The 14,625-nt window shown below is 72.2% G+C and carries 11 protein-coding genes and 1 pseudogene; 7 read left to right on the top strand and 5 right to left on the bottom strand.

Going from position 1 to position 14,625, the window contains the following annotated elements:
- Positions 1-100 precede the first annotated feature (100 nt).
- The 3 genes from rsgA (at position 101) to OG303_RS12895 (ending at position 3,327) form a co-directional block, all read left to right on the top strand.
- Positions 101-1,222, top strand: coding sequence for a ribosome small subunit-dependent GTPase A (gene rsgA / locus OG303_RS12905; protein WP_405867987.1), 1,122 nt, complete (start codon positions 101-103; stop codon positions 1,220-1,222).
- Positions 1,223-1,435: 213 nt separating this feature from the next.
- Positions 1,436-2,842 carry a DNA-3-methyladenine glycosylase 2 family protein gene (locus OG303_RS12900; protein WP_405877231.1) on the top strand — a complete coding sequence of 469 codons (1,407 nt, stop codon included), beginning with the start codon at positions 1,436-1,438 and terminating at the stop codon, positions 2,840-2,842.
- Entirely contained in the window at positions 2,839-3,327 is a 489-nt protein-coding gene (locus tag OG303_RS12895) for a methylated-DNA--[protein]-cysteine S-methyltransferase (protein ID WP_405867985.1), read from the top strand. The genes OG303_RS12900 and OG303_RS12895 overlap by 4 nt, the downstream gene beginning before the upstream one ends.
- Before the next feature lie 213 nt (positions 3,328-3,540).
- Here OG303_RS12895 and OG303_RS12890 read toward each other — a convergent pair whose 3' ends face one another.
- The 3 genes and pseudogenes from OG303_RS12890 to OG303_RS12880 form a co-directional block, all read right to left on the bottom strand.
- Complete coding sequence (locus OG303_RS12890; protein ID WP_405867983.1) at positions 3,541-3,909, bottom strand: PPOX class F420-dependent oxidoreductase; 369 nt, start codon at positions 3,907-3,909, stop codon at positions 3,541-3,543.
- Between the two features lie 76 nt (positions 3,910-3,985).
- A complete protein-coding gene (locus tag OG303_RS12885; RefSeq protein ID WP_405867981.1) occupies positions 3,986-4,468 on the bottom strand; it encodes a DUF456 domain-containing protein in 483 nt (160 codons plus the stop codon).
- Positions 4,469-4,515: 47 nt separating this feature from the next.
- Positions 4,516-4,779, bottom strand: a pseudogene (locus OG303_RS12880) (helix-turn-helix transcriptional regulator); the annotation flags it as partial.
- A 520-nt stretch (positions 4,780-5,299) separates the two neighbouring features.
- Between OG303_RS12880 and OG303_RS12875 the strand changes: the two are divergent.
- Together OG303_RS12875 and OG303_RS12870 are read left to right on the top strand one after the other, a co-directional pair.
- Positions 5,300-6,991, top strand: a complete 1,692-nt coding sequence (locus OG303_RS12875; protein WP_405867979.1) for a protein phosphatase 2C domain-containing protein — start codon at positions 5,300-5,302, stop codon at positions 6,989-6,991.
- A gap of 64 nt (positions 6,992-7,055) precedes the next feature.
- Entirely contained in the window at positions 7,056-8,798 is a 1,743-nt protein-coding gene (locus OG303_RS12870) for a pyruvate dehydrogenase (protein WP_405867977.1), read from the top strand.
- A 12-nt stretch (positions 8,799-8,810) separates the two neighbouring features.
- Here the strand turns inward: OG303_RS12870 and OG303_RS12865 are convergent, their stop codons facing one another.
- Positions 8,811-10,157 carry a helix-turn-helix domain-containing protein gene (locus OG303_RS12865; RefSeq protein ID WP_405867975.1) on the bottom strand — a complete coding sequence of 449 codons (1,347 nt, stop codon included), beginning with the start codon at positions 10,155-10,157 and terminating at the stop codon, positions 8,811-8,813.
- 214 nt (positions 10,158-10,371) lie between these two features.
- Between OG303_RS12865 and OG303_RS12860 the strand changes: the two genes are divergently transcribed.
- Together OG303_RS12860 and OG303_RS12855 are read left to right on the top strand one after the other, a co-directional pair.
- Entirely contained in the window at positions 10,372-10,992 is a 621-nt protein-coding gene (locus OG303_RS12860) for a hypothetical protein (protein WP_405867973.1), read from the top strand.
- A gap of 99 nt (positions 10,993-11,091) precedes the next feature.
- The gene (locus OG303_RS12855; protein WP_405867971.1) at positions 11,092-11,550 is read left to right on the top strand and encodes a hypothetical protein; all 459 of its coding nucleotides are present in this window, start codon (positions 11,092-11,094) and stop codon (positions 11,548-11,550) included.
- A 21-nt stretch (positions 11,551-11,571) separates the two neighbouring features.
- Here the strand turns inward: OG303_RS12855 and OG303_RS12850 are convergent, their stop codons facing one another.
- The gene (locus OG303_RS12850) at positions 11,572-14,589 is read right to left on the bottom strand and encodes an alpha-mannosidase (protein ID WP_405867969.1); all 3,018 of its coding nucleotides are present in this window, start codon (positions 14,587-14,589) and stop codon (positions 11,572-11,574) included.
- Positions 14,590-14,625 lie beyond the last annotated feature (36 nt).

Genomic DNA, 14,625 nt, shown 5'->3' with positions numbered 1-14,625 from the left:
TGCGACGAGCGCTGCCCGCATCCAGTTCATCAAGTCCACCTCCGTGGCCGCCGGCTGACGACCTCACACCTCGCCGGGGCCGCCCTGTGAAGGGTCTGTCTTGACTTCCAGCTCTGCTGCTTTCAGTTCCGCTTCCTCTGCTTCTTCTGCTTTCTCCGCGCTCGCTCCCTACGGCTGGGACGACGCATGGGCGGACGAGTTCGCCCCCTACGAGCCCGAGGGGCTGCTGCCCGGGCGGGTGATCCGTGTCGACCGCGGTCAGTGCGACGTGGTCACCGCCGACGGGCTCGTACGGGCCGACACCGCGTTCGTCACCCCGAACGACCCGATGCGGGTCGTGTGCACCGGCGACTGGGTCGCCGTCGAACCCGGCGGCCACCCCCGCTACGTACGGACGTATCTGCCGCGCCGTACCGCCTTCGTGCGCTCCACCTCCTCCAAGCGGTCCGAGGGGCAGATCCTCGCCGCCAACGTCGACCACGCGATCGTCACCGTGTCGCTCGCCCTCGAACTCGACCTCGGCCGCATCGAACGCTTCCTGGCCCTGGCCTGGGAGTCGGGCGCACAGCCGCTGGTCGTGCTCACCAAGGCCGACCTGGTCCCGGACCCGGTGACGCGCGCGCACCTCGTCCAGGACGTCGAGCTGTCCGCGCCGGGAGTCTCCGTCGTACCCCTCAGCGCCCTCGACGGGGACGGGCTCGACATGCTCGTCGCCCTCGTCCGTGGCGGTACGTCGGTGCTCCTCGGCCAGTCCGGCGCGGGCAAGTCGACCCTCGCGAACGCGCTCCTCGGCGCCGACGTGATGGAGGTACAGGCCGCGCGGGACGTCGACGGCAAGGGTCGTCATACGACGACCACGCGCAACCTCCTCGCGCTGCCGGGCGGGGGCGTACTGATCGACACCCCGGGGCTCAGGGGCGTCGGCCTCTGGGACGCCGAGACCGGGGTCGGACAGGTCTTCTCCGAGATCGAGGAGCTGGCCGAGCGGTGCCGGTTCCACGACTGCGCGCACGAGGCGGAGCCGGGGTGCGCGGTGCTTGCCGCGATTGCCTCCGGCGAGCTGGCGGAGCGCCGGTTGGACAGCTACCGGAAGCTCATCCGTGAGAACCAGCGCATCGTGGCGAAGACCGATGCGCGGGTCCGTGCGGAGCTTCGGCGGGAGTGGAAGCGGCGTGGTGCCGAGGGGAGGGCGGCGATGGAGGTGAAGCGGGGGCGGCGCTGAGAGTGCCGGCGGTGCGGAGGGCGCCGATGGTTTCGGTGCCGTGCCCGGGGGCTGCCGCCCCCAGGCCCCCGCTGTCGGCCTGAACGGCCTCGTCCTCAAACTCCCCCGGAGGGGGTGCCCCCAGACGGGCTGAAATTGCTGGACCGGCGGTTCAGCTCCCCGTCCGATTTCCGCTAGCTCTGCCTCCCTTCCCGGCGGAGACTGGACCGTGTGATGGACGAAGACAGCAGGTACGAAGCCGTGCGGAGTCGGGACGGCCGGTTCGACGGGGAGTTCTTCTTCGCCGTCGAGACGACCGGGATCTACTGCCGGCCCAGTTGCCCGGCGGTGACGCCCAAGCGGCGCAACGTCCGGTTCTTCGCCACGGCCGCCGCCGCGCAGGGCTCGGGTTTCCGGGCCTGCCGGCGGTGCCGGCCGGACGCGGTGCCGGGGTCGGCCGACTGGAACGTGCGCGCGGATGTCGTGGGGCGGGCCATGCGGCTGATCGGCGACGGGGTCGTCGACCGGGAGGGCGTCGCCGGGCTCGCCACGCGGCTCGGCTACAGCGCCCGGCAGGTGCAGCGGCAACTCACCGGCGAGCTCGGTGCCGGGCCGGTCGCCCTCGCCCGGGCCCAGCGTGCGCACACCGCGCGCGTGCTGGTGCAGACGACGGAACTGCCGATCACGGAGATCGCGTTCGCGTCCGGATTCGCCAGTGTGCGGCAGTTCAACGACACGATCCGGGACGTGTACGCGTCGACGCCGAGCGAGCTGCGGGCCGCCGCACCCAAGGGGGACCGGGCTCCCCGGCGGGCGGCCACCCCGGCCGCCGGGATCCCGCTGCGGCTCGCGTACCGGGGGCCGTACCAGGCGGGTGCCGTCTTCGACCTACTGGCGGAGGAGGCCGTGCCCGGCGTGGAGGAGGTGAGCGGGGCGCGCGGGCGGCGCACGTACCGCCGTACTCTGCGCCTCCCGCACGGCACCGGCATCGTCGCCGTCGACGAGCGCGCCGGCAGCCCGAAGTCCGCGGGCGGCGCCCATCCCGGCGGCTGGCTGGACGCCCGGCTGCACCTCACCGACCCCCGCGACCTGACCACCGCCGTGGGGCGGCTGCGGCGACTCTTCGATCTCGACGCCGACCCCTACGCCGTCGACGAGCGGCTCGGCGGTGACGAACGGCTCGCGCCGCTGGTCGCCGCCCGGCCGGGGCTGCGGTCGCCCGGCACCGCCGATCCGGACGAGCTGGCGGTGCGAGCGGTGGCCGGGCGGGCGGAGGCCGAGCGGCTGGTGCGGAGGTACGGCAAGGCGCTCGACGCGCCCTGCGGCAGTCTCACCCACCTGTTCCCCGAGCCCGCCGTCCTCGCGGAGGCCGAACCGCACGGCACCCTGGGCGCGCTCACCGCCGCCCTCGCCGACGGCGCCGTACGCCTGGATCCGGGCGCCGACCGCGACGACGCCGCGGCCGGGCTGCTCGCCCTGCCCGGCATGGACGCCGGCACGGTCGCCGCGGTCCGTACCCGGGCCCTCGGCGACCCCGACGTCGCCCCGCCCGACCTGGACGTACCCGACAGCTGGCGCCCCTGGCGCTCCTACGCCCTGCAACACCTGCGCGCAGCAGGAGAGTTGGATGATCTCCGATGACCACCCGCTGGACCCACGTCGACAGCCCCGTCGGCCCGCTCCTCCTCACCGCCGACGCGGACGGCGCGCTGACCTCGCTCTCCGTACCCGGGCAGAAGAACGGCCGCACGGTTCAGGAGGGTTGGCTCCATGACGCCGGCCTCTTCCGGGCGGCCGAGGAACAGCTCGCCGCCTACTTCGCCGGTGAACTCAAGGGATTCCGGCTGGAGTTCAGTACGCAGGGGAGTGAGTTCCGGGAGAAGGTCTGGGACGCCCTGGACACGGTTCCCTACGGGGCCACCACGACGTACGGCGAGATCGCCGCTCGGATCGGGGCGTCGCGGGCCGCCGTGCGGGCCGTCGGGGGTGCGATCGGGGCCAACCCGCTGCTGATCGTCCGGCCGTGCCATCGGGTGATCGGTGCGGACGGCTCGATGACCGGGTATGCGGGGGGCCTGGAGCGCAAGGTGCGGCTGCTCACCCTCGAAGGCGTGCTCCAGGTCTGAAACCGCCCGACGAGTCCCTAGGGCCCTTCTGATGGATCTCCGCGGCGTCGCGGCGCCCGGCACGCACTCCCCCACTGCCTCAAGGGCGTGGGGGGACCCCCAGCCGCACGGTGCGAAGGGCCAGGTGGCTCCGCCACATGACCCTTCGCGCCGCACGCCGAGCGCACGCACCGAACGCCGCTCCTTCTTCCACGGAGATCCATCAGAAGGGCCCTAATCCTCCAGCCCCCAGCTGTGGATCCGCCGCGGGTGGACGCGGATCAGCTCCTCGCTGAAGTGCGGGCCCAACTCGTGCGGACCAGTGAGGAGTTCGGCCTCGCCGCGGATGTCGACGCCGCGCACCTTCCACGGGTGCAGGCTCGCGATGTCGTCGACGACCAGGGCGACCCTGGGGTTCTGCTGGAGGTTGCGCCACTTCTTGGTGCGGCCCATCGCGTAGCCGCCGATCAGGATCGTGCCGTCGTCCTGCGGGAAGAAGCCGACCGGGTTGGCCTGCGGCTGGCCCTGCGGGTCGACGGTGGCCAGCCGTCCCAGCCGCTGCGACTTCAGGTACGCGCGCTCGGCCTCGCTGAATGCGGTCATGGCAGTCAGCCAAACACGCCTGTCCACCGCGCACATCGTCTCCTCGGCCTAGTGCCGCGGGCCTACGTCCGCCGCGTCAGCCCCAGATGACCGCGCCGAGCCATGCCCCGGCGATCAGCAGACAGGTGAACAGCTCCGCCAGCACGCTGGAGCCGCCCGAGCGCATCACGGTGCGCAGAGCCGCCATCGCCTCGCCGTGCCGGCCCAGGCGCAGGCGTTCGTAGAGGTAGATGCCGCCGATGAAGCCGGGGATCGCGCCGAGCACGGGGATCAGGACGAAGCCCAGGAACGCGCCCGCCCCCGCGTACACCGCCATGCGAGGGGTCGCGCCGCTCTCGCGCAGCCGTCTGGGCGGCAGCGCCCAGCGCACCACCTGGGAGAGGAACAGCGCGACGGTCGTGCCCACCAGGACCCACCAGGACACGGGCTGCGGATCCTTCAGCGCCCACCACAGGACCGCGGCCCACACGAGCCACGACCCCGGCACCCCGGGCACCAGAACTCCGCACAGGCCGAGCAGGAGGACCAGTCCGACCAGCAGGAGGTCCCACACTCCCATCTGTCCAGAGTGCAGGAGAAGGAGAGAAGGCGCAGGTCAGTGAGTGATCATCCGGCTCGGTCCCGGGTCACCCAGCCCCGCTCGTACGCATGCCGGCCCAGCTGCAGCCGGGTCGTCACCCCGGTCAGTTCCATCAGCCGCTTCACCCGGCGCTGCACGGTCCGCAGGCCCAGGTCGAGCTGTTTGGCGACGCTCGCGTCCGTCAGGCCGGCCAGCAGCAGGGACAGGATCTCCAGGTCCGTGCCGTCGGGACCGTCCGGGCCCTGCTCGGTGACGCCGGACGCGCCGAGCCGCAGCGGCAGCGCCTCCCGCCGCCCCTCCCCGAAGACCCCGCGGGGTGCGCGGTGGCGGGCTGTATTGATATGCGGCTCCGCCCCGTGGAGCCACGGCACAAACCCGCCTCGGCACATCATCGCCGTACCACCCGGCACTCTGCCAAGGTGTCGCCACAGCCCTGTCGGACCGGCACCTGCCTGGGCAGGAAACCAACCGGGAAATCACAGCCGATCTCCAGGAAGATGCGTCAAACTCAGGGCCGGTCCGACCGGAGTGGGCCTGATTTCGGTCACCCAGAACGTGATCCGGGACCGAGTCGTGCCGTCGACGCACCCGGCGGTACGAGGGGATCCGGGCCCGGATCACTCCGACGTCGCCGGGCGGTTCTCCCGTGGGGGGTGGAACCGTCCGGCGGCTTTCGCGCAGCCTCGGCCGGTGACTTCTTGCGCACCGCCGTTCGAGGACTCACTCGACGCGCCGTTCGACGCGCAGTGCCGCGCCGGTTTTTCCCGATGCCCCGTTTTCATACGGCCCTTGCGGTGGACAATTAGGGGCATGAGCCAGCAGGGGGGAAGTCCCACCGGTCACGAGGACGACTGGTGGGGTCAGCTGTACGACGAGTCGACCGAGGACACGGGCCCGACACCCGCGCCCGACACCCTGGACGACCGGTTCGCATCCGTGGCGGGAGCCATGGACGGCGAGTCGGATGCCGGGGCGGAGGCGGTGGACGAGGGGGTCGCCGCGGGGGCGGGAGTTCCCGCGCAGCGCCCCGGGGACGCCGAGGCGACGCAGGCACCGCCGCGCGCCGGGTTCGCCCAGCAGCGGGCGCGCTGGGAACCCCCGCCGGGCACGCCCGACGGCCCGGCGATCCTCGCTTCCCCGGCCGGCGGCCGTACATCCAGGGAGAACCCCGCCACGACGGTCGCCGCCTCGCGGATGCCCTCCGACTCACCTGCGCCGCCGGCCACACCGGCGTCGGCCGGCCCCGGCGGCAGGGCGGATGCGGATCCCGGCCAGGACGGCGCCCGGACCGCTGCCGTCGAAGAAGCCGCCGCCCCGGCCCCGCACACCACGGGCCGCCATCGTGCCGCCGATGCGGCGCCGGTGCCGCAGGAGAACGCCACCGCGTCGGCGCCGGCCCCCACCGCCGCCCCCCCGACGCCGACCCCGGACACCCCCGCCCCGCAGCCCACCGAGGCCGACCCCGCCCAGGACCCCGCGCGCGCCCCGCACGCCACCCGTACCGCCACCCACCTCGACCTCCCCACCCTCCCCCCGGCCCCGGTCGACTACGTCGGCTCGGGCCCGCCCACCTACGACGCCGAACCCACCGCACTCCCGCCCGCCGACCCCGACGACCTCGACGACCTGGTCGCGGACACCGTGCTGGACGGCGCGAAGTACGGGACCTGGACGATGAGGGCGGTCTCCCTGCGCGGGGACTCCGCGCGGTACCGGGGTGAACCGCGCCGCGACTCCCTCCTCACCGCCCGCTTCGGCACCGGCGAACAGGCGCTGATCCTGGTGGCGATGGCCACCGGCGCCCGCGCCACGCCGGGTGCGCACCGGGCGGCCGCCGAGGCCTGCCACTGGATCGGCCGTGCCGTCGGCCGCAGTCACGCACGGCTCGCGGAGGACATAAGGGCCGCCCGGCGCGGCGACCTCAAGTCGGGCCTGCACCGCCTCACCGACCGCAGCCTCGGCAAACTCCGCGCCGGCGCCGCCGAGCAGGGCATCGAACCGGAGGAGTACTCCGCCACCCTGCGCTGCCTGCTCCTGCCCGCCGACCCGGAGTGCCGTACCCGCGTCTTCTTCGGTGTGGGCGCCGGCGGACTGTTCCGGCTGCGCGACGGCGACTGGCAGGACATCGAGCCGCGCGTCACCGATGTCACCGGCGAAGCGGTCGTCGGCTTCGGCTCGCTGCCCGCCGAGACGCCGGAGGGCGACCGCCTCACCATGGACCTCGGCATCACGACCCCGCCCAGCCCGTACGACCCCGCCCCCGAGCCGCCCCGCGAACCCTTCCGGTTCCGTGCCTCCGTGGCCCGCCCGGGTGACACGCTCCTGATGTGCACCGGCGGCCTCGCGGAGCCGCTGCGCGGCGAACCCGACCTGTGCCGGTACCTGACCACCCGGTGGTCCGGGGCCACCCCGCCCGGCCTCGCCTCGTTCCTCGCCGACACCCAGGTCAGGGTCAAGGGCTACGCGGACGACCGTACGGCCGCCGCCGTTTGGGAGGCGTGAGGGCCGGGGCTGTGAATTCATGGACCCACAGGGATCCGCGGAGACCGAAGGGCATGAGTGCGCCATGGCCAAGCAGAACGTCGCCGAACAGTTCGTCGACATCCTCGTCCGCGCCGGAGTCAAGCGCCTCTACGGAGTCGTCGGCGACAGCCTCAACCCGGTCGTGGACGCCGTACGCCGCAACGCCGCCATCGACTGGGTGCACGTCCGCCACGAGGAGACGGCCGCGTTCGCGGCCGGTGCGGAGGCGCAGATCACCGGGAAGCTGGCCGCCTGCGCCGGCTCCTGCGGGCCCGGCAACCTCCACCTCATCAACGGCCTGTACGACGCCCACCGCTCCATGGCCCCCGTGCTCGCCCTCGCCTCCCAGATCCCGTCCAGCGAGATCGGCCTCGGCTACTTCCAGGAGACCCACCCCGACCAGCTGTTCCGCGAGTGCAGTCACTACAGCGAACTCATCTCCAACCCGAAGCAGATGCCGCGGCTGCTGCAGACCGCCATCCAGCACGCCGTCGGGCAGTCCGGCGTCAGCGTCGTCTCCCTCCCCGGCGACATCGCCGACCAGCCCGCCCCCGACAAGGCCGCCGAGACCGCCCTCGTCACCTCCCGGCCCACCGTCCGCCCCGGCGACACCGAGATCGACCGGCTCGTCGAGATGATCGACCGGGCCGACAAGGTCACCCTGTTCTGCGGCAGCGGCACGGCGGGCGCGCACGCCGAGGTCATGGAGTTCGCCGGGAAGATCAAGTCACCGGTCGGGCACGCGCTGCGGGGCAAGGAGTGGATTCAGTACGACAACCCGTACGACGTCGGCATGAGCGGGCTGCTCGGCTATGGCGCCGCCTACGAAGCCACCCACGAATGCGACCTGTTGATCCTGCTCGGCACCGACTTCCCGTACAACGCGTTCCTCCCGGACGACGTCAAGATCGCCCAAGTCGACGTCAGGCCCGAGCGTTTGGGCCGCCGCTCCCGGCTCGACCTGGCCGTGTGGGGCGACGTACGGGAGACGCTGCGCTGTCTGATCCCGCGGGTGAAGCCCAAGGAGAACCGGCGCTTCCTCGACCGGATGCTCAAGAAGCACGCGGACGCGCTGGAGGGGGTGGTGAAGGCCTACACCCGCAAGGTGGAGAAGCACGTCCCCATCCACCCCGAGTACGTGGCGTCCGTGCTCGACGAACTCGCCGACGAGGACGCGGTGTTCACCGTCGACACCGGGATGTGCAACGTCTGGGCGGCGCGCTACATCTCGCCCAACGGCCGCCGTCGCGTCATCGGTTCCTTCTCCCACGGCTCGATGGCGAACGCGCTGCCGATGGCGATCGGCGCCCAGTTCACCGACCGCGGCCGTCAGGTCGTGTCGATGTCGGGGGACGGCGGGTTCTCCATGCTGATGGGCGACTTCCTGACCCTGGTGCAGCACGACCTCCCGGTGAAGGTCGTCCTCTTCAACAACTCCTCCCTCGGCATGGTCGAGTTGGAGATGCTGGTCGCGGGCCTGCCGTCCTACGGCACCGCCAACAAGAACCCCGACTTCGCCGCCGTCGCCCGCGCCTGCGGTGCCCACGGCGTGCGCGTCGAGAAGCCCAAGGACCTCGCCGGTGCCCTGAAGGCTGCCTTCAAGCACAAGGGCCCGGCTCTCGTCGACATCGTCACCGACCCCAACGCCCTGTCCATCCCGCCGAAGATCAGCGCCGAGATGGTGACCGGCTTCGCCCTGTCCGCCTCGAAGATCGTGCTGGACGGCGGGGTCGGCCGGATGCTCCAGATGGCCCGCTCCAACATCCGCAACGTGCCTCGCCCTTAGAGCCGAGAGACCCTAGTCGCCGTACGGGACCCACTGCCGCTCGCCGGAGCCGTTCGTGCCGTACCAGTAGCGCGGCAGGCCCTTGATGCTGCTCGTGCGGAACGGGCGGCCGTGGTCGTCGATGCGGACCGTGCCACTGCGGCCCTGGGAGGACCAGTCGAGTTCGAGGTACCAGCGGGCGTCGTGGGCCAGCGTTGTCGCGTCGACCAGCAGAACCTCCGGATCCTCGGCGGAGACGCGGTACGGGAAGTGCACGGCCGGGATGGTGTGTTCGCTGTCGGCGCCGTCCTTGGGGCGGGCGATGGGGCGGTCGGCATCGAGGTTCACGGTGAAACTGCGGGGGGTGAGCTCACCGCCGCAGCCCTGGTCCATGGCGTACGCGCTGCCGGAGGCGGGATTGCCGCGGCTGACGATACGAACGCGAAGCGCCTCCAGGACCACGGCCGTGGACGACCGCCCCTGCACCGAGATCTGCACCATCGTCTGGCGTCCGTGCACCGCGCCCTGCGTCGCCGCCCAACTCCCGGCGTCCTGCTGCACGGGCGGCGGGGGGACCTGCGCGGGCGTCTTGTCGATGACGTAGTCGTGGCCGCAGCCGCCCTGCCAGACCTGGGAGTCCGCGTGCCAGGTCAGGGGCAGGCCGGTGGCCGGCTTCCCGGCGGCGGTGGGGCCCGTGCCCGGCGCGGACGAGGCCGGGGCCTTGTTGGCGCCGGGTGAGGACGAGCCGTGGCCGGCGGCGCTGGGGGAGGAACTCGCGGACGGCTTCGTCTTCGACGAGCCGTGGGGTGCCGTGGGAGCGGTCGTACGCGGGCCGGCGGACGAGTGCGGGTCGGCCGCGGCGTCCGAGGAGCGGTCGGTCGACAGGGCGGAGAGGCTGCCCAGGGTGGCGAGCAGCGCGCAGGCGACGCCGGTGGACGCCAGCACCCGCCGGCGGCGGTACCAAGGGCGGGGCGCGGGAGCGGGGGAGGAGGTGGAGGCGGAAGTGGAGGCGGGAGCCGGGGTGGGCTCGGCGGCCAGGGTGGGCTCGGGCTCACCCGTCTCCTGTGCCTCTCGCGTCTCCTCCGCGGCAGCCGGCGGACCGCCCGCCGAAGCCGCCGCTCGCACCCGCTGCCGTGCCGCCACCGCGAGCAGCCACAGCCGGTGCAGTTCGAGGCGTTCCTCCGGTGTCGCCGAGCAGAAGGCCGCGAGTCGCTCCACGGGCGCGAAGTCCTGCGGTACGGCTTCGCCCGCGCAGTAACGGTGGAGCGTCGAGGTGTTCATGTTCAGGCGCCGGGCCAGCGAGCCGTAGCTCCGGTCCGTACGGTCCTTCAGTCTTCGCAGCAGGGCCGCGAACTCCTCGACGTCGTCCCGTGTCTCCACCGTTCCTCCGTCGTCCGCCGCATCCGGTATCCCAGGCACTCCATATACCTGCACGTCAGATGGGCTGGGATGGTTCCACCGTCGCCGATCGGGCGTCAGCCGTTGCGCCGGGCTCCCGGGACGGCCGATGCTCTTGGTGTCGCACCGACCAGGACCGACCGACCGGCGTCGCGGCGACATCCGACACCCATGCACTCATTCACGGGGGACATCCATGCCCAAGCGCACCAGAGCAGGCGCGCTCACCGCACTCGCCGTCACGGCCCTGGCCGTCTCGGCGGCACTCGCCGGACCGGCCGCCGCAGCCCCGAAGGCGCCCGGCTTCCTCTCGGCCGGCGACCTGCCGCCGCACCCGACCTCGTCCTGGACGGCCGGCAAGGTCACCGCCGGGGTGCCGGAGGAAGTGGAACAGGACCGCTGTCTGGGCATGGCGCTGGGCGGCGGCCAGGACTCCTGGTACCGCGACTTCCGGACCGACCTCGACGCGGGCGCCCGGCAGGTCGGCGTCGAACTGAACAGCGTCAGCGCGGCGAAGGGCCGGTTCGCGCGGCTGAACCAGGACATCAGGTCCTGCGCGGCACGGATCGAGAAGGCCGACCCGGAGACCGAGGCCACGCTCAAGGACTACGGCACGCTGCCCGTCGAGGAGGGCGCCCACGTCTACGGCCTGCACACCGAGACCTCCTGGGGCGCGACCGACATCCGCCTCCTGTCGGTCGGACGGGACGGCAGGACCGTGACCGTCGTCGACTGGGGCCGGATGGGCGGCTTCAAGGACGCGCCCGTCAAGGCCTTCAGGAAGACGACCACGACGGCCGTGAACAAGCTCCACTGACCGCATGACCAGGGCCGCCCTCCCGCCACGGGGGTCGGGAGGGCGGCCCGCGACCGACCATCGACGACCACGAGCACGTACCGAAAACGGGGAACTCAGATGAACCGCAAGACCCGCACCGTCCTGACCGCCGGTGTCCTCGCCCTCGGCCTCGGCCTCGGCACCACCGCCCAGGCCTCCGCCGGCACACCGCGCAGCGTCAGCGGCAAGCCGTCCGACAACATCACCCGCATCGCCGACTTCTACGGCACCTACATCGACGCCGTGAACGACGAGGGCAGCGGCGACCTCCGGGACGCCCTGCGCAGCCACTACCTCACCGCCGACTTCCAGAAGGAGCTGAACGCCTGGGAGGACAAGGAGCACGCCGACGGCGTCCTGCGCGCCCAGAACGTCCCGCTCGCCTGGAAGGTCACCGACAACGGCACCGCCGACTACACGGAGGCCGTCGTCACCCTCACCTGGAGCCGCGACACCAGCACCAAGCTGATCGTCGACATGACCCGCGACACCCACAAGATCTTCCACATCGGGGAGAAGGGCATCGGCGGGAAGTAGCCCGGGGGAGCGGGCGGGGCGCTACGCCGGCCGCAACCGCACCGTGAGGATCTGGAACGGCCGCAGCTCGAAGGCCAAGGGGCTCAAGTCGCTTTCGTGCAGCGGCCGTTCCAGCAGGTCCGTCACCTCGGCGCGGCCGACCGGGAACCCGGGCGTCAGCGTGGCCCGCGCCCGCCCGCCCCGGGACTCGTACAGCCGTACCACCACATCCCCGCTGCGGTCCTCGGCCAGCTTGACCGACTCGACGGTCACTCCGGGATGGTCGACCCGCACCAGTGGCTCCACCACCGGCGCCCCGGCCACCCGCAGCGGCAGGTTCAGCGCGAGCCCCTCCGCGACCGCGTGCCCGACGTCCGCGCCCGGCAGCAGTGCGTAGGTGAAGCGGTGCGTGCCCAGGTCCGTTTCGGGGTCGGGGCTGTGCGGGGCGCGCAGCAGCGTCAGGCGTACGGTCGTGCCGAGGCCGCCCTCGGACGGGGTGCGGGTCACGTCGTGGCCGTACGTGGAGTCGTTGAGGACCGCCACGCCGTAACCCTCCTCCGCGATCCTGAGCCAGCGGTGCGCGCAGATCTCGAAACGGGCCGCGTCCCAGGACGTGTTGGTGTGCGTCGGGCGGTGGACGTGCCCGAACTGGATCTCCGCCGTGGACCGTTCGGCGTGCACGTCGATCGGGAAGGCGGCCTTCAGCACCTTCTCGGACTCCTGCCAGTCGACGTCCGTGACGATGTCGACGCGCCGGGCACCGGCCGCCAGCCGGAGTTCCTGAGTGATCCGCGACTTCCCGAACGTCCGCGTCACCCGCACCACCGCCCGCAGCGGCCCGTCCTCCACGAGCTCGACCGATTCGACGTCCGTGAGGTCCGTGTGCCGGCGCCGGTAGTGCCGGTCGATGTCCCAGGCGTCCCAGGCGTTGGGATGGTCGGGGTGCAGCTGGAGGAGATTGCCGGGGCCGCACAGGACCTCGCGGTCGGCGGCCAGGTCGCGGACGGAGGAGAGCAGACCCCGCGCGTCCACGGTCACCCGCAGCCGGGAGTTCTCCAACACGTGGGTGTCGCCGTCCCGTTCCGCCCGTACGGCCTCGTCCGCGGTGTCCGGGACCGGAGCGCTGCCCAGCCCCGGCACCGTCACCAGCCCGTCCCCGACGACCTCCGTCCGCTCGTACGGCGAGGCGTTGAACACCGCCGGTCCGTCCGTCCCGAGAGCCGCGACCGCCCCCGCCGTGATCTCCTCCACCTCGGCCAGCACCCGCGCGTACGTGTCCCGCGCCTCCCGGTGCACCCAGGCGATCGACGACCCGGGCAGGATGTCGTGGAACTGGTGCAGCAGCACCGTCTTCCACAGCCGGTCCAGGGCGTCGTGGGGACAGGCGTACGACGGATTGCGCACCGACGCTGTCGCGCACCACAACTCGGCCTCGCGCAGGGCGTGTTCGGACCGCCGGTTGCCCTGCTTGGTCTTGGCCTGTGTGGTGTACGTCGCCCGGTGCAGCTCCAGGTACATCTCGCCCGACCACGCCGGCGCATGAGGCCCGTACTCCTCCTCGGCGGCCGCGAAGAAGGCGGACGGCTTCTCGATCTCGACCCGCGGTGAGCCCTCCAGGGAGCGCAACCGCCGGGCCTTCTCCAGCATTTCGCGGGTCGGACCGCCGCCGCCGTCACCCCAGCCGAAGGGCACCAACGACCGAGTGGCCCGCCCCTTGTCGGCGAAGTTGCGTTCCGCGTGGGCGAGTTCGCGGCCGTGGAACTGGGAGTTGTAGGTGTCGACGGGCGGGAAGTGGGTGAAGACGCGGGTGCCGTCGATGCCCTCCCACCAGAAGGTGTGGTGAGGCATCTTGTTGGACTGGTTCCAGCTGAGTTTCTGGGTGAGGAACCAGCGGATTCCGGCCAGTTTCGCGAGCTGCGGGAAGGCGGCGGTGTAGCCGAAGGAGTCCGGCAGCCAGATCTCCTCCGTCTCCACGCCCAGCTCCTCGGCGAAGAACCGCTTGCCGTGCACGATCTGCCGGGCGAGTGCCTCACCGCCGGGCATGTTGGCGTCCGACTCCACCCACATCGAACCCACGGGCGCCCAATTGCCGTCCCGCACTGCCTTCTTGATCCGCTCCCAGATGTGCGGCTGGTGCTCCTTCACCCAGGCGTACTGCTGGGCCTGCGAGCAGGAGAACACCAGCTCCGGGTAGTCGGCGGCGAGCGCCGTGACGTTGGCGAAGGTGCGCGAGGCCTTGCGGACGGTCTCGCGCAGCGGCCACAGCCAGGCCGAGTCGATGTGGGCGTGCCCGGTCGCGGAGATCCGGTGCGCGCTCGCCGAGGCCGGCCGGGACAGGACGTCCGTCAGGGCGGCGCGGGCCGCCTGCGCCGTCCCGGACACGTCGTGCAGGTCGAGCGCGTCGAGCATGTCCTCCAGCGCCCGCAGGATCTCGTGCCGCCGGGGCCGGTCCATGGGCAGCTCGTGCATCAGCTCCGACAACACCTCCACGTCCAGGACCAACTGCCACACGGCTTCGTCGAGTACGGCGAGGTCGGCAGAGCGGAATCGGTAGACGGGCCGATCCCCGGCGGTCAGGACGTCGCCCAGATGCGTGGGTTCGAAGCCGTGCAGCACGGCCGGATTGGCCGCCGCCTCCAGGAGCAGATGCACCGGTTCGCCTCCGCTCGCCGGGGCGCCGACGGTGAGGTGACGGTTGCGCGGGTGAATGCCCTTCAGGGGCACGCCTGCTGCGTCGTAGAGCAGGCCCTCCGCCTGGAAACCGGGGCCGTCGCCGGTGAATCCGGGGTCGATCACCGCCTCGACGCGGCGGCCCGCCCACTCCTCGGGCACCCGGCCCGACAAGCGGAACCAACTCGTCGACCAGGGCTTTCCCCAGACCGTTCCGGTTGTGAAGGTCTCGTATTCGGCGGCGAGTGCCCGGTCCACCGGCACCGGTTCGCCGGGCACATGCCACACGGACAGGACCAGTGGCACACGCTCCGCGTACTGGGCGGGCCGTACGAACTGCCCCATGGCGCGCTCGAGTCGCGCCTCCACCAGCGTTCGGTCGTCGTGCACGGCGGCTCCCTCGGCGCTCGGGTGTCATGTCCCAGG

It is taken from the genome of Streptomyces sp. NBC_00005 (assembly GCF_045160215.1).
In the GTDB taxonomy this organism is placed as follows: Bacteria; Actinomycetota; Actinomycetes; order Streptomycetales; family Streptomycetaceae; genus Streptomyces.
The sequence above is the reverse complement of the archived record's forward strand: the minus strand, read 5'-3'. Positions and strand labels throughout refer to the sequence as shown.

Bases quoted from the DNA above. Each gene is read 5' to 3' on its own strand.
- OG303_RS12900 (WP_405877231.1), top strand. From the start codon at position 1,436: ATGGACGAAGACAGCAGGTACGAAGCCGTGCGGAGTCGGGACGGCCGG.
- OG303_RS12895 (WP_405867985.1), top strand. From the start codon at position 2,839: ATGACCACCCGCTGGACCCACGTCGACAGCCCCGTCGGCCCGCTCCTC.
- OG303_RS12890 (WP_405867983.1), bottom strand. From the start codon at position 3,909: ATGACCGCATTCAGCGAGGCCGAGCGCGCGTACCTGAAGTCGCAGCGG.
- OG303_RS12885 (WP_405867981.1), bottom strand. From the start codon at position 4,468: ATGGGAGTGTGGGACCTCCTGCTGGTCGGACTGGTCCTCCTGCTCGGC.
- OG303_RS12875 (WP_405867979.1), top strand. From the start codon at position 5,300: ATGAGCCAGCAGGGGGGAAGTCCCACCGGTCACGAGGACGACTGGTGG.
- OG303_RS12870 (WP_405867977.1), top strand. From the start codon at position 7,056: ATGGCCAAGCAGAACGTCGCCGAACAGTTCGTCGACATCCTCGTCCGC.
- OG303_RS12860 (WP_405867973.1), top strand. From the start codon at position 10,372: ATGCCCAAGCGCACCAGAGCAGGCGCGCTCACCGCACTCGCCGTCACG.
- OG303_RS12855 (WP_405867971.1), top strand. From the start codon at position 11,092: ATGAACCGCAAGACCCGCACCGTCCTGACCGCCGGTGTCCTCGCCCTC.